Annotated in this window: 13 protein-coding genes; 3 read left to right on the top strand and 10 right to left on the bottom strand. The window is 74.7% G+C overall.

Features of this window, described 5'->3' with window-relative positions; all coding sequences use genetic code 11:
* Window positions 1-191: 191 nt before the first annotated feature.
* Entirely contained in the window at window positions 192-836 is a 645-nt protein-coding gene (locus HL663_RS04165; RefSeq protein WP_173027190.1) for a helix-turn-helix transcriptional regulator, read from the top strand.
* Window positions 837-956: 120 nt separating this feature from the next.
* Here HL663_RS04165 and HL663_RS04160 read toward each other — a convergent pair whose 3' ends face one another.
* The 10 genes from HL663_RS04160 to HL663_RS04115 form a co-directional block, all read right to left on the bottom strand.
* On the bottom strand, window positions 957-3,485 hold the full coding sequence (locus tag HL663_RS04160; protein WP_173027189.1) for a transglutaminase TgpA family protein: 2,529 nt from the start codon (window positions 3,483-3,485) through the stop codon (window positions 957-959).
* Window positions 3,482-5,077 (bottom strand): DUF58 domain-containing protein, encoded by a 1,596-nt coding sequence (locus HL663_RS04155; protein WP_173027188.1) that lies wholly within the window; start codon window positions 5,075-5,077, stop codon window positions 3,482-3,484. The genes HL663_RS04160 and HL663_RS04155 overlap by 4 nt, the downstream gene beginning before the upstream one ends.
* On the bottom strand, window positions 5,074-6,045 hold the full coding sequence (locus HL663_RS04150; protein ID WP_173027187.1) for an AAA family ATPase: 972 nt from the start codon (window positions 6,043-6,045) through the stop codon (window positions 5,074-5,076). The genes HL663_RS04155 and HL663_RS04150 overlap by 4 nt, the downstream gene beginning before the upstream one ends.
* A gap of 44 nt (window positions 6,046-6,089) precedes the next feature.
* Window positions 6,090-12,446, bottom strand: a complete 6,357-nt coding sequence (locus HL663_RS04145) for an Ig-like domain-containing protein (RefSeq protein ID WP_173027186.1) — start codon at window positions 12,444-12,446, stop codon at window positions 6,090-6,092.
* Window positions 12,447-13,113: 667 nt separating this feature from the next.
* Window positions 13,114-13,830, bottom strand: coding sequence for an FHA domain-containing protein (locus HL663_RS04140; protein WP_173027185.1), 717 nt, complete (start codon window positions 13,828-13,830; stop codon window positions 13,114-13,116).
* A gap of 46 nt (window positions 13,831-13,876) precedes the next feature.
* The gene (locus tag HL663_RS04135; RefSeq protein ID WP_173027184.1) at window positions 13,877-15,334 is read right to left on the bottom strand and encodes a serine/threonine-protein kinase; all 1,458 of its coding nucleotides are present in this window, start codon (window positions 15,332-15,334) and stop codon (window positions 13,877-13,879) included.
* Window positions 15,331-16,818 carry an FHA domain-containing protein gene (locus HL663_RS04130; protein WP_173027183.1) on the bottom strand — a complete coding sequence of 496 codons (1,488 nt, stop codon included), beginning with the start codon at window positions 16,816-16,818 and terminating at the stop codon, window positions 15,331-15,333. Before HL663_RS04130 ends, HL663_RS04135 begins: the two co-directional genes overlap by 4 nt.
* 11 nt (window positions 16,819-16,829) lie before the next feature.
* Complete coding sequence (locus tag HL663_RS04125; protein WP_286175921.1) at window positions 16,830-17,636, bottom strand: PP2C family protein-serine/threonine phosphatase; 807 nt, start codon at window positions 17,634-17,636, stop codon at window positions 16,830-16,832.
* Window positions 17,633-18,133 carry a hypothetical protein gene (locus tag HL663_RS04120; protein ID WP_173027182.1) on the bottom strand — a complete coding sequence of 167 codons (501 nt, stop codon included), beginning with the start codon at window positions 18,131-18,133 and terminating at the stop codon, window positions 17,633-17,635. Before HL663_RS04120 ends, HL663_RS04125 begins: the two co-directional genes overlap by 4 nt.
* Before the next feature lie 102 nt (window positions 18,134-18,235).
* Window positions 18,236-19,708 carry a CCA tRNA nucleotidyltransferase gene (locus HL663_RS04115; RefSeq protein WP_216842676.1) on the bottom strand — a complete coding sequence of 491 codons (1,473 nt, stop codon included), beginning with the start codon at window positions 19,706-19,708 and terminating at the stop codon, window positions 18,236-18,238.
* A 115-nt stretch (window positions 19,709-19,823) separates the two neighbouring features.
* Here HL663_RS04115 and HL663_RS04110 point away from each other — a divergent pair, with 115 nt between their 5' ends.
* A complete protein-coding gene (locus HL663_RS04110; RefSeq protein ID WP_173027180.1) occupies window positions 19,824-20,315 on the top strand; it encodes an NUDIX hydrolase in 492 nt (163 codons plus the stop codon).
* Window positions 20,312-21,970 (top strand): murein biosynthesis integral membrane protein MurJ, encoded by a 1,659-nt coding sequence (murJ, locus tag HL663_RS04105; protein ID WP_216842675.1) that lies wholly within the window; start codon window positions 20,312-20,314, stop codon window positions 21,968-21,970. The genes HL663_RS04110 and murJ overlap by 4 nt, the downstream gene beginning before the upstream one ends.
* Window positions 21,971-22,002 lie beyond the last annotated feature (32 nt).

Here is a 22,002-nt window from a genome sequence, read left to right as displayed (position 1 = left end):
GCGTGCTGCCTCCGGAGCCCGTCACCCGGGTCGCTCGGTGGAGGACCGGATACCGGGACCCGCCACGGGGTGTCGGACGGTCGTCGTATAGTTCCCGGTCGGGGAGCACGGTCGAGGGGAAGACCGTGGTCAGGGGTGCTGTGGGGGACCGCGTGGAGCGTTTTCGGCTGGGGATCGTCGACCATCGACCGGTGGTGGTCGCGGGGCTGCGGCACACCCTGCCGACGCTGCTCCCGCAGGCCGAGATCGGGCCGGTCGAGCCGACCGTCTTCCGGCTCCTGGAGCAGCGGCAGCCCGTCGACGTCATCCTCCTCGACGTCGAGCTCCCCGACGCCACGGACACCGCCGCCGACGTCACCTTCCTCACGCAGCGGGGGGTCGCGGTGCTCCTGTTCAGCGAGTACCGGGCGCCGCACCTCGTGGCCAAGGCGCTCGAGGCCGGGGCCTGCGGCGTGGTCTCGAAGTGCGCCGACCTCCCGGTGCTCGCCGCGGCCCTCGTCGAGGTCGCCGCGGGCCGCACGTCGACGTCCCCGGACTGGGCGCGGCTGCTCGAGGACGACGACACCTGGCGCGTCCCGGACCTCACGCCCCGCGAGACCGAGGTGGTGCGCCACTACGCCGCGGGCCTCAAGCTCGGGTCGGTGGCCCGCCGCCTCAACGTCTCCGAGGACACCACCCGCACCTACCTCCTGCGAGCCCGCGCCAAGTACGACACGGTCGGTCGCCCCGCCCCGACCAAGACCGACCTCTACATCCGGGCGGTCGAGGACGGCATCCTCCCCGTGCCGGGCACCCTCGCCCACCCCGGCCGACGCCGGGAGTTCAAGGCCTCCTGACCGTCGTCGGGCCGGACCGCCGAGGTCGCCCGACGTCTTCCCGCACCTGCTCCACCGCGAACGTGGGTGGAGACCGTCGGGATGCCGACGTCCTTCACCCACGTTCGCGGGTGCGCCCGCTCAGGCCGGGGTCGGGTCCTGGCCGCCGCGCCGCCGGGGCAGGCTCGGCAGGCGCAGCCGGCGCCACCACCGGGGGCGCGGGGCGGTGCGCTCGCGCTGCACCCAGAGGGGGCGCGGGTCGGCGTCGGAGCGCAGCCGCGCCCAGCGGCTCAGCCCCGAGCGCATCGTCGTGCGGGCCGCCTCGGCCTGCGCGTGCAGGGCCGTCGTCGCCTCCGGGTCGCCCTCGCCGGGGCCGAAGACGACGGCGTCGACCGACGCCGCGACGGCGCTGACCGGCACGAGGTCGTCGGCGACGGCGTACGCGGCGGGCTCGCCCGGGGCCGACTCGGGCGCCGAGCGCAGGGCGACCGCGGCGTCGATGTCGTGCGCCTGCTCGCGGCGGGTCACGCCACGGGGCACCGGCACCCCGAGCGAGCGCGACTCGGCGACGAGGTCGCGCCAGACCCAGGCCGCCCGGCCGGGCACGGGCCCGAGCGAGGCGTGCCGGCGGCGGCGCCGGGCCTTGAGCAGGCGCAGCACCCCGACGTAGAGGGCGGCCAGCAGCAGCAGTGCCACGACAGCGGCCAGGATCTGCAGCCAGAGCGGCCAGGCGGTGACGTCGAAGGGGTTCTTCTTGCGCTTGGTGACGTCGGTGGCGTTCTGCGCCTGGTCCGGGCCCTGGAGCACCGAGGGCGGGCTGACGCCGGCGGGCGGCGGCACCTGGGCGCCGACCTTCTGCTCCTCGGTCTTCAGCTGCTGCTCGCTCGGCGTCTTGTCGCGGCTCGGCACGAAGGACTGGTAGCCCATCGGGAACCACGTGCCGTCGTCGAGCTGGACCTCGACCCAGGCGTGGACGTCCTTGCCGCGGACCTCGCCGCCGGCCTGCGGGATGCCGCCCATGACGACGCGGCTGGGGATGCCGAGCCGCTGGCCGACGAGCGCGAGCGTCGCCGCGTACTGCTCGTCGTTGCCGGCGAGCTTGCTCGAGCCCGCGAACCGGGTGAGCCGCGAGACGGCGTGCCCGGGCAGGTAGACCTTCTCGAAGCTGTTCGGGGTGCCACCGTCGGTGTACGTGCCCTCGGTGCGCATCGCGGTCGCGAAGGCGCGCAGCTTCGACCACGGGCCGCCGTCGGCCCGGCTGGTCAGCGCGTCGATCTTGGCGTCGAGGAAGTCGGTGTCGACGGCCGTCGAGGCGCCGGTGCGGACGTCGAGGTCCTCCGGCAGGGTCGTCGCCGGCGCCGGGGGCACGAGGGCGGACATCCGGTAGGTGTCGCCGCCGAGGAGGCCGGCCTGCACGACGGCGGTGTCGGTGGCCGTGTTGAGCCAGAGGGCGTCGGCGAGGTCGCGGGCGCGCGGGCCGGAGAACTCGATGCGGGTCGGGTCGCCGACGGTCGGCAGCCAGACGCCGGAGTAGCCGCCGTCGGGGACGGTGACGTCGACGTCGACCTCGCGCCCGTCGGCGCCGGACGGCGCGATGCGCGAGCCGACCTGCTGGAACGGGGTGCCGTCGGCGGTGCGGTCGGCGGCGCCCCACACGAGCCCGTCGTAGCGGTCGAGCGTGGCGAAGCGGACGGGCGTGCCGGCCGGCAGGCCGCTGACCCGCAGGACGACCTCGTCGTAGAGCTTCGCGTCGTTCGGCTCGGTGTACTGCCGGTAGCCGGGCAGCGGGCTCGCGAACTGCGAGACGTCGAAGGGCGGCACGAGCCGCTCGCGCACGACCTCGCGGGTCGCGGCGGCGGAGGTGCCGGGCAGGAGCGGCCCGGCGAAGGTCCCCGCGACGAGCGCGACGACCGCGAGGACGCCGGCCGTCGCGAACCGGACGCCGCGGCCGGCGCCGTTCTGCACCGGCGGGCGGGTGCGGTGGGCGCGGACGACGAGCCAGGCGACGAGGACGGCGGCGAAGCCGACCCCCTGTACGAGCAGGGCCGCGGGCTGCGTCGTCCCGAGGGCGATCGAGGCCGCGAGCAGCGCCAGTGGCGCCACCGCGGTGAGCGGCACGTTGGCCCAGCGGCGGGCGAACCCGAGCGTCGTCGCGCCGCCGAGGAGGCCGGCGAGCCACGGCAGCGCGAGCACCGGACCGCGGGCGTCGACCGGCGGCAGGAGCGTCAGCCACTTCTTCCAGCCGGTGACCGCCCAGGTCGCGAGGTCGACGAACGTCTGCCCGGTCGGGACGAACCCGGCGACGAGGTTGTCGCGCACGGCGAGCGGACCGCCGAGGAGGAAGTACACGGCGACGAGCACCGCGAAGGTGGTCAGCGCCATCCAGCGCAACGTGCCGGCGACGTGCCCGACGAGCAGGCCGAGCACGAGGCCGGACCACGCCGCGACGACCCACTCGACGCCGAGGAAGCCGGTGCGCATCCCGAGCAGGGCGATGCTGCCGAGCACGAGCGCGAAGACGAGGTCGACGAGCGCGTCACGGCCGGGGACCAGGCGCCGCCACACCGAGGGCGCGTCGGCGTCGCGGCGGCGGGGAGCCCGCTTCCGGCCACCGCGCAGGGCGGTCGCGAGGCTGGGCTGCGCCGGGCCGGCGGGCTGCTGGTCGGTCATGCGAGGGCTCCGGAGAAGAGGACGCGGCGGACGTCGGTCAGCTCGCGCACGTGGAGGATGACGATCGAGCCGAGGCGCCGCACGCCGACCGGCACGTCGGGGTCGACGACGAGGGCGACCTTGACGACCTCCGGCTCGAACTGGGCGAGGGTGCGCTGCACCTGGATGAAGGGCCGCTCGACCCCCGTGACGAGCACGGCGATGCTCGCGTCGGGGGCGAGCGCGGCGGCCTGGCCGACCGAGCCGTAGAGGTCGAGCAGGCCGACCTCGGCCCGGGCGAGCGCGTCGAGGGTCAGGGGCGCCGTCGTGCGCGACGCGGTCTCGCCGTGGCAGACGACGGTCGTGTCCTGCTCGTCGAGGATGGAGCGCAGCGCGAGCGACGCCGCGCACGAGATGGCGAGCTCGACGTCGTCCTCGTCGTTCGCGTAGACCTCGGGCGTGGTGTCGACGACGATCGCGAGGTGGCTGCGGCGGGTGTCGAGGAACTGCCGCACGAGCAGCCGGCCGTGCTTGGCCGACGAGCGCCAGTGGACGTAGCGGCGGTCGTCGCCGGCCTGGTACTCGCGCAGCGCGTGGAAGGCGAGGTCGGACATCGACAGGTCCGGGGTGACCTCGCCCTCGAGGTCGCGCAGGAGCCCGGCGCCGAGGTTGTCGAGCGAGATGGTGCGCGGGTGGACGTAGAGCTCGGAGCGCTCGGTCCACTGCACGGTGCGCCGGACCAGCCCGAACGGGTCGCCGTGCACGGTCGTCGCCGGGCCGACGGGGACGACGCCGCGCCGGGAGGTCGGGACGACGAAGAGCTCCTCGTGGGTACGGCCCGGGGCCAGCGCCGGCAGCGTGAAGCGCGCGGCGGTGCGCCCGACGGGCAGCTCGACGAGCAGCGGGAGCATCCCCCGCTTCGGGGTGTTGGTGACGGCGATGCGGCCGGTCGCGGGGTCACCGACGGTGACGCGGGCGGGCTCGACGTCGGCGCGGATGCGGACCTTGGCCCGGTCGAGCGCGAGGAGGACGCAGGCGAGCACGAGGACGAGGCACGCGGCCGCGACCATCCCGAGCTCGGCCCATGCGAAGCGCGCCGTCATCCACCAGGCGAGGAGGCCGACGGCCAGCACCGTCCAGCCGAGCGGCGAGACCCAGCGCAGCACCTCGACGACGGGGTGCCAGACCCGGCGGGTCTGGTCGGCGATCGGCTTGATGCGCTCGCCGGTCAGCACGAGGATGCGGGCGCCGGTGTCGGTCAGGGCACTCGGCACCTGGACGCGGGGCAGCGTGACGGTGCGCGTGCTGCCGTCGGCCCGGGTCTGCGCGCGGCTGGTCGGCCGGGCGGATGCGCGCGAGCGGCCGGCGCCGTCGCGACCGGGTCCGGTGGTGCGCAGGCGCGGCAGCGTGAGGCGCCGACCGGTGCGCGGCCGCTTCGAGCCCCCGCCCGGGCGGCGGGCGGAGCGGGCCGGGCGCGAGGTCGCGCCGTCGGCCGCGTCGTCCACCGGGCGCGCGGCACCGCCCCCGGCACCTCGCGGCGCGGAGGGAGGGGTGAGGTCGGAGCGACGGACCGTCGACTCGGCGTCCTCGGGCCGCCCGGTGGGGTCGCTCATGCCGGCACACGCTCCGTGGGCGGGGCCACCTCGGCGAGGATCTGGTCGATGACCTGTTCGACGGTGATGCCGGCGAACTGCGCCTCGGCGGTCACGAGCAGGCGGTGGTTGAGCACCGGCTGCGCGAGGAGCTTGACGTCGTCGGGGACGACGTGGTCGCGGCCCTGGCTGATCGCCCACGTCTTGGCGCAGCGCACGAACGCGAGGCAGCCGCGGACCGACAGGCCCAGGCGGATGCTCACGTGGCGGCGGGTCTCCTCGGCCAGGCGCGAGACGTACTCGAGGATCGCGTCGTCGACGTGGACGCCGTCGGCGAGCTCGGCCATGTCGCTGACGACCTGGGCGGTGACGACCGGCTCGAGCGCGCGGGTGCGGTCGCGGGTCGCGGCGTCGCGCAGGACCCGGACCGTCGCGTCGTGGTCGGGGTAGCCGAGCGTCGTCTTCATGAGGAAGCGGTCGAGCTGGGCCTCGGGCAGGCGGTAGGTGCCGGCCTGCTCGATGGGGTTCTGGGTCGCGATGACCATGAAGGGCTCACCGACCGAGTGCCGCGTCTTGTCGACCGTCACGTGGCCCTCCTCCATCACCTCGAGGAGCGCGGACTGGGTCTTCGGCGAGGCGCGGTTGATCTCGTCGGCGAGGACGATCGTCGCGAAGATCGGGCCCTCGTGGAACTCGAAGACCTTGCTGTTCGGGTCGTAGATCGTCACGCCGGTGACGTCGCTCGGCAGCAGGTCGGGCGTGAACTGGATGCGCGAGTTCGTCCCCTTGACCGTGCCGGCCATCGCCCGGGCCAGCTGGGTCTTGCCCGTGCCGGGGAAGTCCTCGAGGAGCAGGTGGCCCTCGGAGAGCATGCAGGTCAGCGCCAGGCGGATGACGTGCTCCTTGCCGAGCACCGCCTTGTCGACGTTGGCGACCATGGCGGCGAAGGTCTGCGAGAACCAGGCGGCCTGGTCGGTCGTGACGGTCATGCGGTGGGTGTCCTTCCGTGGAGGGGGCGAGGGGGGTGCGGGGGTCACCAGCCGACGTCGGCCGACTGGTGGCAGGTGCCACCGCGGCAGAGCCGGACGTGGAGGGGGCCCTCGCCGTTGGCGATGACGATGCCGGTGCTGCGCCAGTTGGACGTGTTGCCGGTCTCGCCGGTCGTGCCGGTGCCGTCGCCGCTGGGGAAGAACTGGACGCTCGAGGTGAACAGCTCCTGGCCGTCGTTCCGGATGACGCTGACGGTCCAGCCGCCCCCGCCGGCGGGGAAGTTGCGGACGTCGAACGCCACGCGCGGGCAGTTGCCGCTCGTGCAGCTGCCGACCGCGTTCGGCGGGCGGTAGGGCGGGCCCTTGTGGACGTTGAAGACCTCGGGGTCCGGCGGCGGCGGGTTCGGCACGGTGACCTGGCGCGAGACCGGCGCCGACCATCCGGCGTCCGAGTGCGCCTCGACGGTCAGGGTGTAGGTGCCCGGGCCCTTGCTGATCGAGTGCGAGGTCTTGCCGCCGCCGAAGGTGCCGGTGTCGGCGCCCGAGAGGCGGACCTGGTCGACCGGGCGGCCGTTCGTCGGCAGGTTCCAGGTCCAGGTCGCACCGGTGGTGCCGTCGTTGGATCCGTTGAGGCCGGAGGGCGAGAGCGTGGGGCCGTACGGGGTCGCGTTGGTCCCGGCGGGGTTCGAGGAGGCGCCGGCCGAGTTCTCGGTGCGGACGGTCACGGCGTAGGCCTGGGTCGGGCTGGTGTCGAGCGGGCCGATGTCGAAGCTGACCTGCGACCCGGGCGCGCACCCGCACTGGTGGGTGCCGGAGGCGCCGTTGGCCGACCAGCGGATGACCGAGAAGGACGCCGCGCGCGGCTGGCCGACGGTGACGGTGACCCGGATCTTCTGGTCGGCGGCGGGCGTCGCCGCGCTGACCGACGGGTCGGACGGGACGCCGTTGGAGGTGAACGACGACGAGTTGGTCTTCGGGCCCTCGAGGTCGGCGCCGTTGGTCAGCGTCACGGTGTAGCGGTACTCGCGCCCGTCGTAGGGCACGACGACGGTCGTGCTGCGGCGGTCCGGGGCGAGCCGCTCGACCGCGGTCCAGCCGCCGCCCGCGACCTGCTGGTAGAGCGTGTAGCCGGTGGTCGGCGGGCCGTTGGGCGTGCCCTGCTCCCACGAGATGGTCAGGGTCGCCGAGTCCGCCGCGGGGCCGGGGCCGCTCGCCGCGATCTTCGGGGCGGGCAGCGCCGGCGGCGTGCCGGCGGACTGCATCGTCACGGCCGGGCCGAACTGCCCGGCGCCGAGCTCGTTCCACGCCTGGACCTGCACGTCCTGCTCGGCCATGTTGTCCAGGCCGGTGACGGTGGCCTGCCGGGTGCCGGCGGCGACGTCCTGGGTCTTGGTCTGGCCGGTCGAGGAGATGAGCCGGACGACGTACTTGCGCAGGGCGCTGCCCTCGTTGACCGGCTGGTCCCAGGCGATGGTCAGCGTGCCGTCGCCGCGGCTGACCATCCGGACGCCGGTGACGGCCTCGGGCAGCCGGTCGGGACGGACTGCGGCGCTGGGGGCCGACGGGTCGCCCTCGCCGATGCCGTTCACGGCGGCGACCGTGAAGGTGTAGTCCTGCCCGTTGGTCAGCCCGGGGATGGTGCAGGGCGAGGCCGAGCAGGTCTGCTCGCCCGACGAGCCGCCGCTCCAGCGGACGACGTAGCCCGTGACGACCGAGCCGCCGTCGTACGTCGGCGGCAGCCAGCGCACGCGGGCCTGGCCGCCGGCGTCGCGGTCGGCGACGGCCTGCACCTGGCGCGGCGGGTCGGGGCGCCCGAGCAGCGTCACGGTGACCCGGCCGGAGGTCTCGCGGCGCGGGCCGTCGGTGACGACGAGGCCGATCGACGCGGTCGGCGACGGGCGCTCGCCCGCGGTGAGGGTGAGCGAGCAGCCGGAGAACGAGGTCGTGATGCCCGAGCCGGACTCGACGGTGGCCCGGACGATGGCGCAGGTCGGGTCGGAGAGCGGGGAGTCGAGGTAGCCGGAGACGTCGACGGTGCGCGACTGCCCCTCCTCGAGCCCGGAGACCGAGATCGGGCGCAGCCGCGCGGGGCCCTGGGCGTCGGCGCCGACGACCTTGACGGTGAGCGACGACGGCTGGGCCATCCCGCGCGAGGAGATCTCGAGGGTGCCCGTGGAGGTCTGGGCGTCGGTGTCGGCGTGGAGGGTGAGGCGGCGGTTGCCCTGGCCGTCGGCGCGCAGGTCGGCGTCCGCGGGGGTCTTCCAACGGGTCTCGAACTGGACGTCGTCGAAGGTCATCCCGACGGGCAGCCACGCGTGGCAGACGGTGGGGATGTCGACGGTGCGGTCCAGCCCGCCGGCGGTGACGGTGACCGCGCCGTCGGGGCAGCGCAGCAGCGGCACCAGGGGCCCGACCTGCACCGGGACCGAGACGTAGGCGGTGCCGAAGTCGGTCTGCCCGACCGCGCTCTGGTCGGTGACCTCCAGCATCACCGCCGCCGGGCCGACGTACCCGTTGGAGGAGGTCAGCTGCAGCGTGCGGTTGTCGACGAGCGTGACCGAGAGGTTCTCCGCCGGGGAGGCCGAGACCGTCGAGGCCGTCGTCACCGACACCACCCGCCCGCGCGGGGAGCGCACGTGGTCGGCCAGGTTGACGGTCTTGGAGGAGTCGGGGTCCATCTTGACCAGGGACCCGGCGACGACGAACGGCTGCCCGTTGGCGCCGGTCGGGACGTGGATCAGCGCCATCGCCCGCTCGCCGTCCTCGTCGACCACGACGTAGGGCACCGAGTAGGCGTGGTCGAGGATCTTCACCGACACGCGCCCGTCGGCGGTGACCTGCGCGTCCGGTGAGAGGACCTCGGCGATCTTCAGCGTCGCGGGGTCGGAGTCGACGTCGGTGTCGTTGGCCAGGGCGTCGACCACGCTCGAGGTCTCGCCCGGCCTCGGCGCCGCCACGTCGTCGTTGGCCACTGGGGGGTTCTTGTATCCGACGACGGGGCGCACGAGCACGGTGGCGCGCGAGGGGTCGAAGAGGCCGTCGCTGATGCCGTAGACGAGCTGGTGCAGGGCCGAGGTGTCGTCGGGGACCTTGGTGCGGACGGTGTCGTCGCCGTCGACCGTCCACTTCCTCAGCTCGCCGGCGGGGTTGAGGCCCTCGGTCTGCACGTCGACGACGTCACCGCGGGCGATGAGGTCGTTGACCAGGGGCTTGACCGTGACGGTCTTGCCGGGGGCGGCGAAGACCTCGTCCGGCACCGCGACCGGCGGCTGGGGGTCGCCCGGCTGGACGACGCCGACCCTGACGAACGCGCGGCTGGTCGCCCCGAACCGGTCGCGCACCTCGTAGGTGATGACCTCGGTCCCGGCGGCCAGCGGGAACGCCTCGTAGCGGATGGTCGTGGGGCCGGTGCCCACGACGCGGCCGAGGCGCAGGTCGACGGGCCCGCCGTCGGTGCCGACGACCCCGGTGACCGACACCGAGTCCCCGTCGGGGTCGACGCCGAAGGTCGGGATGGTCATCGTCAGCGGGTCGCCGGCCGTCACGGTCGCCGTGAAGCTGCGGGCGACGGGAGCCTGGTTGACCTGCTGCTTCGTGGGGAGCGGGTTGACCTGCACGCGGACGCGCGCGGTCTGGGCGCGCTCCTTGCTGCCCTCGGCGTAGGCCGCGTACTCGATCGTCACGAACTTCGCGGCCCGCAGGCCGGTGGCCTCGGGGACGTAGCGGACGACGTTGCCGGAGGCGAAGGCGCGCTGGGCGTCGCCCTTGCTCACGACCTTGACCGAGCCCGGGTCGAGGCGCAGCGGGATGCCGTCGGCCATCGTGTCGTTGTCGAGCACCGGGATGCTCACCGTGTCGCCCTCGCGCACCGTCGCCTTGTCGTCCTCGACGAGCGGGAGGGAGTCGGCGAGCGGACCCTGCTGGAGGACCTCGACCTGGCCGGACGTGCGCTGCGTCCCGTCGCTCACGGTGTAGCGGATGGTGCCGCGGCGGCCCTCGGTACCGGCGGGCGCGGGGTCGCGCGCCTCGAGCCGGACCCACCGGCCCTGGTAGATCGAGGGCTGGAGCCATCCGGAGTCGTCGGTCGTCTCGACCGCCGCGGTGACGAGGACGTCGCCGCGGGGCGAGTAGTCGTTGGCGAGGACGTCGACCATCGCGGGGGCCTGGTCGTGCAGGGTCGCGTTGTCCGGCACCGAGACCGGCGGGGCGCCCTCGGGGGGTGCGGTGAGGTCGACTCTGATGCGGCCCGGGGCGGCGCCCGCGCCCGTGACGGCCGAGTAGCTCAGCTCGAAGGTGCCGGCGGCGTTGCCGGTGACCGTGACGGTGCCGGTCGCGAGGTCGGTGTCGACCTGCAGCGGCCCGACGGGGCGCACCTCGGAGCGCAGCCGCAACGAGGCGTCAGGCTCCCCCGGGTCGGCGCCGGCGATGTCGTTGCCCAGCGGCTCGACCTGCAGCGGCTTGCCGACGACACCGCGCACGGCATCCGGCTGCGTGCGCGGCGCGACGAACTTGCTGTCCCCGCTGGTCGAGAGCACGCGCGCGTTGACGGTGCCCTTGGTCGAGCCGCCGCGACCGTCGCTGACGACGTAGCCGATCGGCTGGCGGCCCTCCTCGCCCGGGGCGGTGACGGTGACGCGCCCGCCGCCGTCGACGACCGCGCCCTCGACGTCGGCCCGGGCGGCGAGGGTGTCGTTCTCGGGGTCGCGCCAGTCGGCGAGCACGGGCACCGACAGGCGCTTGCCGGCGATGACCGGGTAGGGACGCTGGGCGATCTCGGCGCCCCCACGGCGCAGCGCCGGCGGCCCGTTGACCTCGTCGCCGACGACCCGGACCCGGACCGTGCCGGCCGTCTTGGAGGTCGCCTTGCCGTTGTTGACCTTGTAGGAGAACTCGAGCACCTGGTTCTCGGTCCCGGCCGGGACGGAGAGGTCGATGGCCTGGCCGTCCGAGGAGACCGTGGCGCTCGCGCCCCGCAGCGTCGGCGCCGTGACGTCGCGCTGGTCGATCGCGAGGACCGAGCCGGCGACGTCGGTGTCGTTGTCGAGGACGTGGAGCTTGCTCGTGCGCCCCGGGCGGACCTTCTCGGCGTCGTCGACCGCCTTGGGCGGCTGCTGGGCCGTGGCCTCGTCGACGAGGTTCTCGTCCTTCTTCTGGTTCTTGTCGTCCTGGCGGGTCGGCGGGGTCAGGGCGTCCCAGTTGTCGATCTTCGTCGGCTTGTCCTGCAGGTCCCAGACACCGCCGTCGTCGAGCTCGTTGAGGACGACGAGGTCGCGGTTGACCCGGAAGGCGACGCCCTCGCGGATCGGGTCCTCGGAGCCGGTCGGCAGCGTGGCGGTCGGCTCGTCGCCGGTGCGCCCGCAGTTCGCGCCGTAGAAGACCTGCGTCTGCTCGGCCCACGCCGCGTGGACGCAGCCGCCGAGGACGACCGGCCGGGTGACGAGCGTGGCGCCGGGGGTGCGGTTGACGCGCTCACCGATGACGACGCCTCCGGGCGAGAGGCCGCCGTCGAGCGGCACCTGGACGGCGCGCTGTGCGGACTCGACGACGACCGTGTCGGCATCCGGCCCGGGCACCTGGAGGGCCGCGAGGCGCGAGCCGTCGGTCGTCACCTGCGCGTCGACGCCCTCGGGCTTCTCGGCGGTGAAGACGCGGTCGGTCTCGGGGTCGTAGGCGACCCACGCCGCGCCGACCGCGGTGATGTCGGGGTGCGGGCTGCGCAGCGCAGAGCGGGTGCTCGTCGGCTTCGCGAAGCCCGTGGGGGTCGGGCGGATGCTCGTGACGGTGCCGTCCGCGCCGGACACCGCGTGGACGACGCCGTCGAGGCCGACGGCCACGGCCGCGCCCCTGCCGACGGTGGCGACGGGCTTGGCGCCCACCGCGACCCCGGGCAGGTCGGTCGTGCCGGTGCGGGGGTCGACGCGCTGGGCGTAGAGCTTGCCGCTCGCGGGGTCGAGGAGGGCGAGCGTGCCGCCGCGCAGGTCGACCGGCTGGGGGGTGAAGCGGCCGTCCTGCTCGTCGACGGCGGGGACGGTGGCCGCGGGGTCGCCGGCGGTCGAGGTGGGGGGGTCCAGGGGGAAGAGCTCGCCGCTGGCCGTCGAGAGGCCGAAGACCGCGGCGCCGTCCTGGAGGATGTCGAGCCCGCCCCCGGTGCCGGTGTCGGTCGCGACCCCGGTGTCCAGCTGGCCGATCGGGATGTTGGCCTTGGCGAACTTCGCCTGCTGCGCCGAGCTGACCCAGACCCCGGCGTCGTTGAGGTCGGCCTCGTGGACGGTCGTGCCGTCGCTGGCGACCGCGGCGTACCCGAGGCCCCCGGCGACGAGCGCGACGACGACGGCGCCCGCGGTGCGCCGGCGCGCGCGACCCCGCGCGTCACGGACCCGCGCGGCACCCACCCGTGTCACGTGCGGCTCCTCGTCGTGTGGTGGTCTGCTCCCCAGGAGCGGTTCCCCGTCCACCACCCCGGCCGGTCCAGAGTAACCAGAGAACGTGGGGCATTTCGGCCGGTCCGGCGGGGAGCACTCCCCGTTCCGGCGGGAGGTCGCCGGCCCGTCGCTGCCGCCCGATACCCCCACGGGTGCACGGCGGCTCGCGACGGCGCAGGTCAGGCCGCGTCCCGCCGTCCGCCGCCGCGTCGAGGTGGGGGCTACGCCGCAGTCAGGGTCGTCCTGACAGCAGTGACTGCGGTGTAGCCCGCGCCTGATCCCGCACGTGCGGGGTTATCGCTGTCCCGGGCCAACTCCGACCACGAAGAGCCCGCACGTGGCGGGTTATCGCTGTCCCCACCCGATCCCGACCGCGAAGAGCCCGCACGTGCCGGGTTATCGCTGTCCCCACCCGAACCCGACCGCGAAAAGCCCGCACGTGCCGGGTTATCGCTGTCCCCGCCGATCCCGACCGCGAAGAGCCCGCACGTGCCGGGTTATCGCTGTCCCCACCCGAACCCGACCGCGAAAAGCCCGCACGTGCGGGGGTGGCCTGCGAGACAGGGGTTCGTCCGCGAGACCCCGGCTCGGAGGTCCTGTCCCGTCCGCATCTCGGGGTGACCCCGAGAAGTGGAGGCCGGTGGGGTCAGGGGGTCGGGGCGCTGCCGGGCTCGGGGAGGAGGCGCAGGTCGATCTCGGTGACCATCCGGGTCGAGAGGGCGTGCTCGACGAGCCGGGCCTTGCGGTTGCTCGCGAGCTTGCCCGGGCCGCCGTGCAGCCCACGTGTCCCGGCGTCGGCCAGCTTCTGGCAGACGTTGTCGAGCTTGCGGTTGAACTTCGTCGTCGTCCAACCCAGGCGCGCGGCGGCATCGGCGGACGAGGGGATCTGTCCCCCACCGGCGTACGTCGTGCGCAGGAAGCTCTCGCAGAGCGCGACGACGAGCAGCTTCTGGTCCGGGGTCATCGACACCCGGCCGACCGTCGTCTGGGCGCCGGAGTCCTCGGGCTCGGACTCGGCGGCGGTCTCGACCGACACGAACGGGGTGTCGTCGACGAGCACGTCGAAGTCGTAGGTCGTCGGACCGGCGGTGAACCAGACCGTGAACGCCTCGAGCGCCAGCGGGATGCGCGCTCCCGGGCTGAGCCACGCCTGGAAGAGGCCCTTCTTGTCGGCGACCGTCGCGGTGAGCGTCGACCCGACGTTGGTCAGCCACCACAGCCCGTGCTCGTGGTGCACCTGGAGGAAGACGCGGTGCAGGTACGGGTTGTCGTCGACCTCGACGTCGGCGACACGGCCGATCGTCATCGGCCGGTCCTCCGGCGCGACGAACAGCTCGCCGCAGTACTCGACGGTCACCCCCATCGGGTCGTCCTCTCTCGCAGGGAAGTCGGCACCGACAGGGTAGGCGTCACGGCGCGGTCTCGCAGCGCACGGGCGACAGCGGCGAGGTGACCCCCGAGCTGCGCGACACCTGGACCTGGGCGCACACGGTCTCCCCCGAGGCCGCCTTCGCGGTGTAGCGGGCGCCGTCCTTGACGGTGAGGATCTCGGCGTCGGCGACGGCACCCTCGGTGTCGGCCAACCGGATCCGGTAGAAGTCGCCCTTCTCGGCGCCGACGTAGTTCCAGGAGAACGTGACTCCGCTGCTCGTGCCGCGGGCGTCGATGGCGGGCTGCTCCGGGTAGTCGACCGCACGGCTGGGGGCGGCGGTGCGGGTCAGCGTCCCGGCGGCGGTCGGGGTCGGCGGGGCCTCGTCGTCGCCGCGGCCGAGCGCCCACACGACGACCCCGACGGTGACCGCCACGAGCACCGCGAGCACACCGAGCACGACGCCGCCGCTGACGGTGGCCGGGGCGTCCTCGTCCTCGTCGTCATCGACCCGGGCGCGCTCGGGCGCGGGCGCCGCGGCGGACGGCACGGACATCGCGCGGATGCTCGTGCGGTCCTGGTCCTCGCCGCCGCGGGCGACCGGGGACTCGGCGACCGTCGTGTTGCCCTGCTCGTCGAGCACGACGACCGCGGTCGGTGCGAGGCGCTGCTCGCGCTCGACGGCCTGCAGCCCGCGGGCGAGCTCGATCGCGCTCTGCGGGCGGCCGTCCGGGCTCTTGGCCATCGCGTGCGACAGCAGGCGCTCGAGCGAGATGGGGACGTCGGCGCGGCCCGTCGCCGGCACCGGCGTCGCCCGGATGCGCGGCATCAGCGCGTAGGCCGAGTTGTCGCCGCCCGGCTGCTCGAACGGCGAGCGCCCCACGAGCAGGTGCCAGAGGGTCGCGGCGAGCGAGTAGACGTCGCTGCGGGCGTCGCCGTTCGACATCCCGTAGAGGACCTCGGGCGCCGACCACGGCACCGAGACGCCCACGTCCTCGTCGACGTCCTCGGCGTGCCCGCCCCGACCGGCGATGCCGAAGTCGGTGAGGCCCGGCTGCCCGTACTGGCTGACCAGCACGTTGGCCGGCTTGATGTCGCGGTGGATGATGCCCGCGCGGTGCGCGGTCTCGACGGCGCTGGCCAGCTGGACGCCGGTGCGCAGCACCTCCTCCACCGTCAGCCGCTCCGCCCTGGCCCGCTGCGCGAGGTTGGGCGGCGGGTAGTACTTCATGACGAGGTAGGCGCCGCCGTCGGCGGTCTGCTCGGACCGGAAGACCTGGACGATGTAGGGGTGGTCGGCGAGCTGGGCCATCGTGTTCGCCTCGTCGACGAACTGCCGCCGGATGCCCGCCGTCAGGCCCTGGCGCTTGAGCACCTTGACCGCGACGTTCATCCGCGGCGACTGCTGCTCGTAGAGGTAGACGTCGGCGTAGCCGCCCGAGCCGAGCGGGCGCACGAAGGTCAGGCCCGGGATGTCCGGGGCGTCGGCTGGGGTCATCCCTCGACCTCGTAGGTGAGCGAGACCTCGTCGGCGAGGGTGATGACGGCGCCCGGCTCGATGCCCTGGTCCTCGGTGGGGCGCAGGCGGACCGGCTCCTCGCCGGGCAGGGCGACGGTCGTGCCGTTGGTCGACCCGAGGTCGCGGACGAGGACGTGCCAGCCCTCGAGGACGACCTCGGCGTGGTTGCGGCTGATGTCGCGGTCGACGCTGCCGACCCGGACGAGGTGGGGGCGCTGCGCGGCCGGGAGCTCCTCGTTGACCCGCGGGGCCCGACCGAGCAGCACGCCGCGGTCGAGCGGGACCGAGCCGCCGGTGGAGATGCGCAGGACGCCGAGGGTCGGGCGCGGGATGGGCGTCGGCTGCTGCGGGGGGATCTCGCGCTGGCAGGTGCGGCACCGGCCGGCGTGGGGCGGCGAGTGGTGGCCGGCCGGGCAGAGGACGGCGAGCACGACCGGGCGGTCGAGGTCGTCGTCGTGCCGGGGCAGGGCGGCGCGCGCCGTCGTCACCTCGGGGGCGGCGTCGGGCACGGGGGTGGCCACGGGAGCGGGGACGGGCTCGGGCTCTGGCTCGGGTGCCACGGTGTGCTCGACCGGCGGGGGCGGCGGCGCGGCGACGGGCGGCGGGGCGACCGGGGACGGCACGGGCGGGGCGGCGGCCACGTCGGCGGCCTCGGCCGGTGCACCGCCGGTGCGCCGCCACGGCACGGAGTCGATGATCGTGCGGTCCGGCGGCGGGGAGGCGGGCACGCGCTCGACCGGGGCCTGCCCGGCCGAGTCCTCCGGCGGCGGCAGCGTCAGGTCGGCCGGAGGGACGACCGGCTCGGGCTCGGGCTCGGGCTCGGGCTCGGGCTCGGGCTCGGGCTCGGGCTCGGGCTCGGGCACAGCGTGTGCACCAATCGACACATTCGACGATTCCTGCACGCTCGCGGCCGGCGACTGCGGTTCGAGGTCCGCCGGCTCCGGCTCGGCGCGTGCATCAATCGACACATTCGACGATTCGTGCACACCTGCGCCCTCCGGCTCGAGCGTCACCAGTGCCTCCGGCTCGACGACCGGCTCCGGCACGACGGCGGCGGCCGCCGCGGCGCCGGCGCGCAGCCGGGCGGGGCGGCGCCATCCGCGCGCCACCTCGGGCTCGGGGAGGGTTGCCGAGAGCACGACGTCGGCCGCGGCGACCTCGAGCACGACCTCACGCCACGGCGCCCGCTCGTCGGCCCCGACGACCGTGCCGTCCGGCAGCGTCGCGGTGGCCGCACCGCGCAGCAGCACCCGGACGCCGTCGCCGTGCGTGGTGGCCAGCGCGAAGGCGGGCATGACGAGCAGCCCGCGCGAGCAGAGCAGGTCGAGCAGCTGGAGCATCCCCTCGGACGCCGCGTTCTCGAGGGCGTCGCGGTGGCGGTCGGCCACCTCGACGACGGCGACGACCTTTTGCCCCCGGACCTCGAGGAAGCCGTCCGGCACCGAGGTTCGCACGTCGGTCACGGTCGCTCCTGTCAGGGTCGGTGCAGGCCGGCGCGCGGAGCGGTGTCCGCGTCGTCGTCGTCCTCTCCGGCGTCGACGGCCACGACCACGACGGAGACGTTGTCGCGTCCCCCGGCCCGCACGGCGGCACCGACGAGCTCGTCGGCTGCTGTCTGGGGGTCAGCGTACTGGCGCGCCAGCACCATGATGTCCCGGTCGTCGAGCTCGTTGCTCAACCCGTCGCTGCAGATGACGAACCGCTCCCCGGGCGTCGGCGCGAGCACCCAGGTGTCGACCCGCGGGCCCGGGTCGGTGCCGAGCGAGCGGGTGATGACGTTGCGCAGCGGGTGCGTCGCGACCTCGGAGGGGTCGAGCAGCCCGGCGTCGACGAGCTCGCGGACCTCGGAGTGGTCACGCGTCACCTGGTGCATCCGGTGGTCGGCGAGCCGGTAGACCCGGGAGTCGCCGACGTTGAAGACGACCCAGTGCTCGCGCCCGCCGGTGTCGACGACGACGACCCCGGCGGCCGTCGTGCCCATCCCGCGCTTGGCGGGGTCGGCGTTCACCGTCTCGAGGATGCGCCGGTTCGCCTCGCGCAGGGCCGCGGAGACGTCGTCGGGGCTGGTCGGCGGGTGCTCCTCGAGCTCGCCGAGCGTCTCGACGACGATGCGGGAGGCGACCTCGCCGGCGGCGTGACCGCCCATCCCGTCGGCGACGGCGAAGACCCGGCTGGCGGCGATGACGCTGTCCTCGTTGTGCTCGCGGACGCGGCCGACGTCGGTGGCCCGGCCGGAGCGCACGAGCATCGAGCTGCCCCGCAGGACCCGCCCGGCCCTCATGCGCCGGCCCCGTCGCCGGAGCCGGAATCGGAACCCGCGACGGTGACGGTCTCGAGGACCTGCTGGAGGGCGTCGTAGTCGGCGTCGAGCCCCTCGCCCGCGACCCGGCCGCGCACGTGGACGGCCGTCACGGCCTCCTCGCCCGCCGCGAGCACCGCGACGAGGTGCACCTCGACGACGTCACCGCCGGAGCCGTCGCGCGAGACGTTGTGGGCGCTCCACTCGCGGCCCCCGACCTCGACGACGAAGGCCTCCTCGACCTCGCCGGAGGACCCGGCGGCCTCGGCCGCGAGCGCCGCCACGAGGACCTCGGCGCTCGTGCCCGCCGCCTCGACCCGGTGCCGCACCTCGACGACGACCTCGCCCCCGGCGCTGCCCGGGCCGGCGACGCGCAGCAGCGCGTCCCCGGCGGGCGCGGCGACCCAGCTGTCGGGGACCTCGAGCCGCAGCGCGGGCGGCGCCGGTGAGCTCGGGCCGGGGTGCGCGACGACGGGCATGGACGGATCCCCCTCCGGGATGACGAGTGGTCGACAGAGCCTAGACCGAGGGGCCGACCCCGACGATGGGGAGCGCTCCCCGGTGCGCCGCGGCGCGAGGGGTCAGCCCTGCGCGCCGGACTCCGGCTGCTGCGCCCACCACGCGAGCAGCCGCTCGCGCGCCACCTCGGGCCCGAGCGGACCCTCGTCGAGGCGCAGCGCGAGGAGGAACTGGTAGGCGCGACCGAGCACCGGGCCCGGCCGGATGCCGAGCGCCTGCGCGATGGCGTGCCCGTCGAGCTCGGGCCGGACGGCCTTGAGCTCCTCCTCCTGGGTCAGCACCTCGATGCGTTCCTCGAGCTCGTCGTACGCCCGGGAGAGCCGGCGCGCCTTCTTGAGGTTGCGCGTCGTGCAGTCGGCGCGGGTGAGGCGGTGCAGCCGGGGCAGGAGGTCGCCGGAGTCGGTGACGTAGCGGCGCACCGCCGAGTCGGTCCAGGCGCCGTCGCCGTAGCCGTGGAAGCGCAGGTGCAGCTCGACGAGCCGGGCGACGGCCTTGGTCGTCTCCTTGTCGAAGCGCAGCGCCTTCATCCGCTTGGCGCTCATCTTCGCGCCGACGACCTCGTGGTGGTGGAACGAGACGCCGCCCCCGTCCTCGAAGCGCCGCGTCGCGGGCTTGCCGATGTCGTGCAGGAGCGCGGCCAGGCGCAGGACGAGGTCGGGCCCGGGCACCGACTCGGGCGGCCCGTCGGCCGGGCCCTCGAGGTCGATGGCCTGCTCGAGGACGGTCATCGAGTGCTCGTAGACGTCCTTGTGCCGGTGGTGCTCGTCGACCTCGAGCTGCAGCGCCGGCAGCTCGGGCAGGACCATCGCCGCGATGCCGCTCTGGACGAGCAGCTCCAGGCCGGCCCGGGGGTGGGCGCCGAGGAGCAGCTTGACGAGCTCGTCGCGCACCCGCTCGGCCGAGACGATGTCGATGGAGGCGGCCATCTCGCGCAGGGCGGTCAGCACCTCGGGCGCCGGGACGAACCCCAGCTGCGAGACGAACCGGGCGGCCCGCATCATCCGCAGCGGGTCGTCGCCGAACGAGACCTGCGGGGTCGTGGGAGTCCGCAGCAGCCGGGCCTGCAGGTCCTCGAGGCCGCCGTGCGGGTCGACGAAGGCGAGGTCGGGCAGCCGCAGGGCCATCGCGTTGCAGGCGAAGTCGCGGCGCACGAGGTCGTCCTCGAGGGTGTCGCCGAAGGCCACGACCGGCTTGCGGGTCACGCCGTCGTAGGCGTCGGCCCGGTAGGTCGTCACCTCGACGACCACGTCGCCGCGCCGGGCGCCGATCGTCCCGAAGGCGCGCCCCATGTCCCAGGTCGCGCTGCCCCAGGCCGCGAGGATCGCCTCGGTGTCGTCCGGGCGGGCCGAGGTCGTGAGGTCGAGGTCGTTCGAGGTCCGGCCGAGGAAGGCGTCGCGGACCGGCCCGCCGACGAGGGCGAGGTCGTGCCCGGCCGCGGCGAAGCGCTGCCCGAGGTCGGTGAGCACGGGCAGCGAGGGGGCGAGGTGGGCGACGGCCTCGCGGAGCAGCGCGGCCGGGGGCTGACGGTCGGACACGAGGGCCAAGCCTAGGCGGGCGCGCGGTCCACCCCGTCCGGAGGACCCTCGGCGGGCACCCGACCGGCGCCCCGACGACCCGGCCGCGCGTGGCCCCAGTGGTTACAGTGACCAGATGAGCCACGCAGCAGCAGACCCCGCCGGGTCACCGCCGCGCCGGCTCCCGGCGGTCGAGGAGCGCAGCGCCGGCGGCGTCGTCGTCGACGTCCACGAGGGCCGCGCCCGGATCGCCGTCATCGCGCGCCGCAACCGCGCCGGACGCGTCGAGTGGTGCCTGCCGAAGGGCCACATCGAGGGCGAGGAGACCCTGCCCGAGACCGCCGTGCGCGAGGTCGAGGAGGAGACCGGCATCGAGGGCCGCGTGCTCATCGAGCTCGGCACCATCGACTACTGGTTCGCGGCCGGCGACCGGCGCATCCACAAGTACGTGCACCACTACCTCCTCGAGGCGACCGGCGGGCACCTGACGATCGAGAAGGACCCCGACCACGAGGCCATCGACGTCGCGTGGCTCGCCCTCGAGGACGCCCACCGGCACCTGACCTTCCCCAACGAGCGGCGGATCGCCCGGCTCGCGTGGCAGCGCCTCGCCGGGGACGCCGGGTGAGCACGACGAACGCGCCGGCCCCCAGCGTGGGCCGCTCGGGTGCCGTCATGGCCGCGGGGACCCTCGCGAGCCGCGTGGCGGGGATGCTCCGCGCCCTCCTGCTCACCTCGGTCATCGGCGGCACGGGCCTGGCGGCCGAGGCGTTCACGGTCGCGAACACGCTGCCGAACAGCCTTTACCTGCTGCTGGCCGGCGGGACGCTCAACGCGGTCCTCGTGCCGCAGATCATCCGCGCGCGCACCCGGCCGGACGCCGGCGAGGACTTCGTCAACCGGCTCATCACCGCCGCCATCGCCCTGTTCGTCGTCGCGACCGTCGTCCTCACGGTGGCCTCGCCGCTCCTCGTTCGCCTGTACTTCCGCACGAGCGACGCGCAGGCCCTCCAGCTCGGCACGGTCTTCGCGTTCGTCTGCGTCCCGCAGATCCTCTTCTACGGGCTCTACACGATCTTCGGCCAGGTGCTCAACGCCAACGGCCGCTTCGCCGCCTTCACCTGGGCGCCGCTCGTGGCCAACGTCGTCGCCATCGGCGGGCTCGGCTGGTTCGTGCTCGCCGGCCTGCCGGTGCGCGCCGAGCCGGGCGCCTGGACCCCGGAGATGATCGCCATCCTCGCGGGGACCTCGACGCTGTCGATCGTCCTGCAGGCCGCGGCCCTCGTGCCGCCGCTGCGCCGGATGGGCTTCCGCTACCGCCCGCGCTGGGGCTTCAAGGGCCACGGCTTCGAGGGCGTCTCGGACGTCGCCAAGTGGAGCTTCGCCTCGATCGTCGTCGTCCAGGTCGGCTTCTGGGTCACGACGCAGGTCCTCACCGACGCCGCCGACAAGGGCAAGGAGCTCGGCCTGCCGGCCGCCGGCATCGCCGCCTTCAGTCCCGCGCAGCTGCTCATGATGCTGCCGCACGGCATCGTCACCGTCTCGCTCGTCACGGCCCTCTACACGCAGCTGTCCGAGGCGGCCAGCCGCGGCGACCACGAGACGGTCATGCGCCACCACGAGCAGGGCCTGCGGATGCCCGCGCCGCTGCTGCTGCCCGTCGTCGCGCTCGTCCTCGCGACGGTGCCGGTCGTCACGGCCACCCTGTTCTTCCGCAACCCGCTGTCCGACACGCAGGCCATCGCGGCGGTGCTCGTCGGCCTCTTCGGCGGGATCCTGCCGCTCGGCTGGGTCTACCTCAACGACCGCGTCTTCTACGCGCAGCAGCAGACCTTCTGGTCCTTCCGGACGCAGTGCGTCGTCACCGGCATCTCGATGGCCATCGCCTGGTTCGCCTCGACCCTGCCCCCGCAGCGCACCGCGACCGTCCTCGCCTTCGGGCAGACCACCGCCTACGTCGTCGGCGCCGTCGTCGGCTGGCTCGTGCTGCGCCGCCAGCACGGGCGGGTCGGCCTGCGCGGCGCCGCGCGCGTGTACGTCCGCGTCGGCGTGCCCGCGGTCGTCACCGCCGCCCTGCTCGGGGTGGCCATCCACCTGCTCTTCCCCGACTTCGGCATCGAGCGCGGGCTGCACACCTTCCTCCTCGGGGCGCTGGTCCTCGGTGTCGCCGGTGTCGTCGAGCTCGCCGTCACGTGGGGCGTCGCGCACGCCCTCGGCGTCGAGGAGGTCGGGCGCCTGCTCGACCCGGTCGCCCGGCGGCTGCGGGGTCTGCGTCGACGCTGACCCGACCCCCTACGATGGACGGACCCGCCGCA

The organism is Arthrobacter sp. NEB 688, from assembly GCF_013201035.1.
Taxonomy (GTDB): domain Bacteria; phylum Actinomycetota; class Actinomycetes; order Actinomycetales; family Dermatophilaceae; genus Phycicoccus.
Note: the sequence above shows the minus strand (reverse complement) of the source record. Positions and strands in the feature narration are given on the sequence as shown.

Excerpts from the sequence above, each read along its gene's own strand:
- HL663_RS04160 (WP_173027189.1), bottom strand. The coding sequence starts at position 3,485 with ATGACCGACCAGCAGCCCGCCGGCCCGGCGCAGCCCAGCCTCGCGACC.
- HL663_RS04155 (WP_173027188.1), bottom strand. The coding sequence starts at position 5,077 with ATGAGCGACCCCACCGGGCGGCCCGAGGACGCCGAGTCGACGGTCCGT.
- HL663_RS04150 (WP_173027187.1), bottom strand. The coding sequence starts at position 6,045 with ATGACCGTCACGACCGACCAGGCCGCCTGGTTCTCGCAGACCTTCGCC.
- HL663_RS04140 (WP_173027185.1), bottom strand. The coding sequence starts at position 13,830 with ATGGGGGTGACCGTCGAGTACTGCGGCGAGCTGTTCGTCGCGCCGGAG.
- HL663_RS04135 (WP_173027184.1), bottom strand. The coding sequence starts at position 15,334 with ATGACCCCAGCCGACGCCCCGGACATCCCGGGCCTGACCTTCGTGCGC.
- HL663_RS04125 (WP_286175921.1), bottom strand. The coding sequence starts at position 17,636 with ATGAGGGCCGGGCGGGTCCTGCGGGGCAGCTCGATGCTCGTGCGCTCC.
- HL663_RS04120 (WP_173027182.1), bottom strand. The coding sequence starts at position 18,133 with ATGCCCGTCGTCGCGCACCCCGGCCCGAGCTCACCGGCGCCGCCCGCG.
- HL663_RS04110 (WP_173027180.1), top strand. The coding sequence starts at position 19,824 with ATGAGCCACGCAGCAGCAGACCCCGCCGGGTCACCGCCGCGCCGGCTC.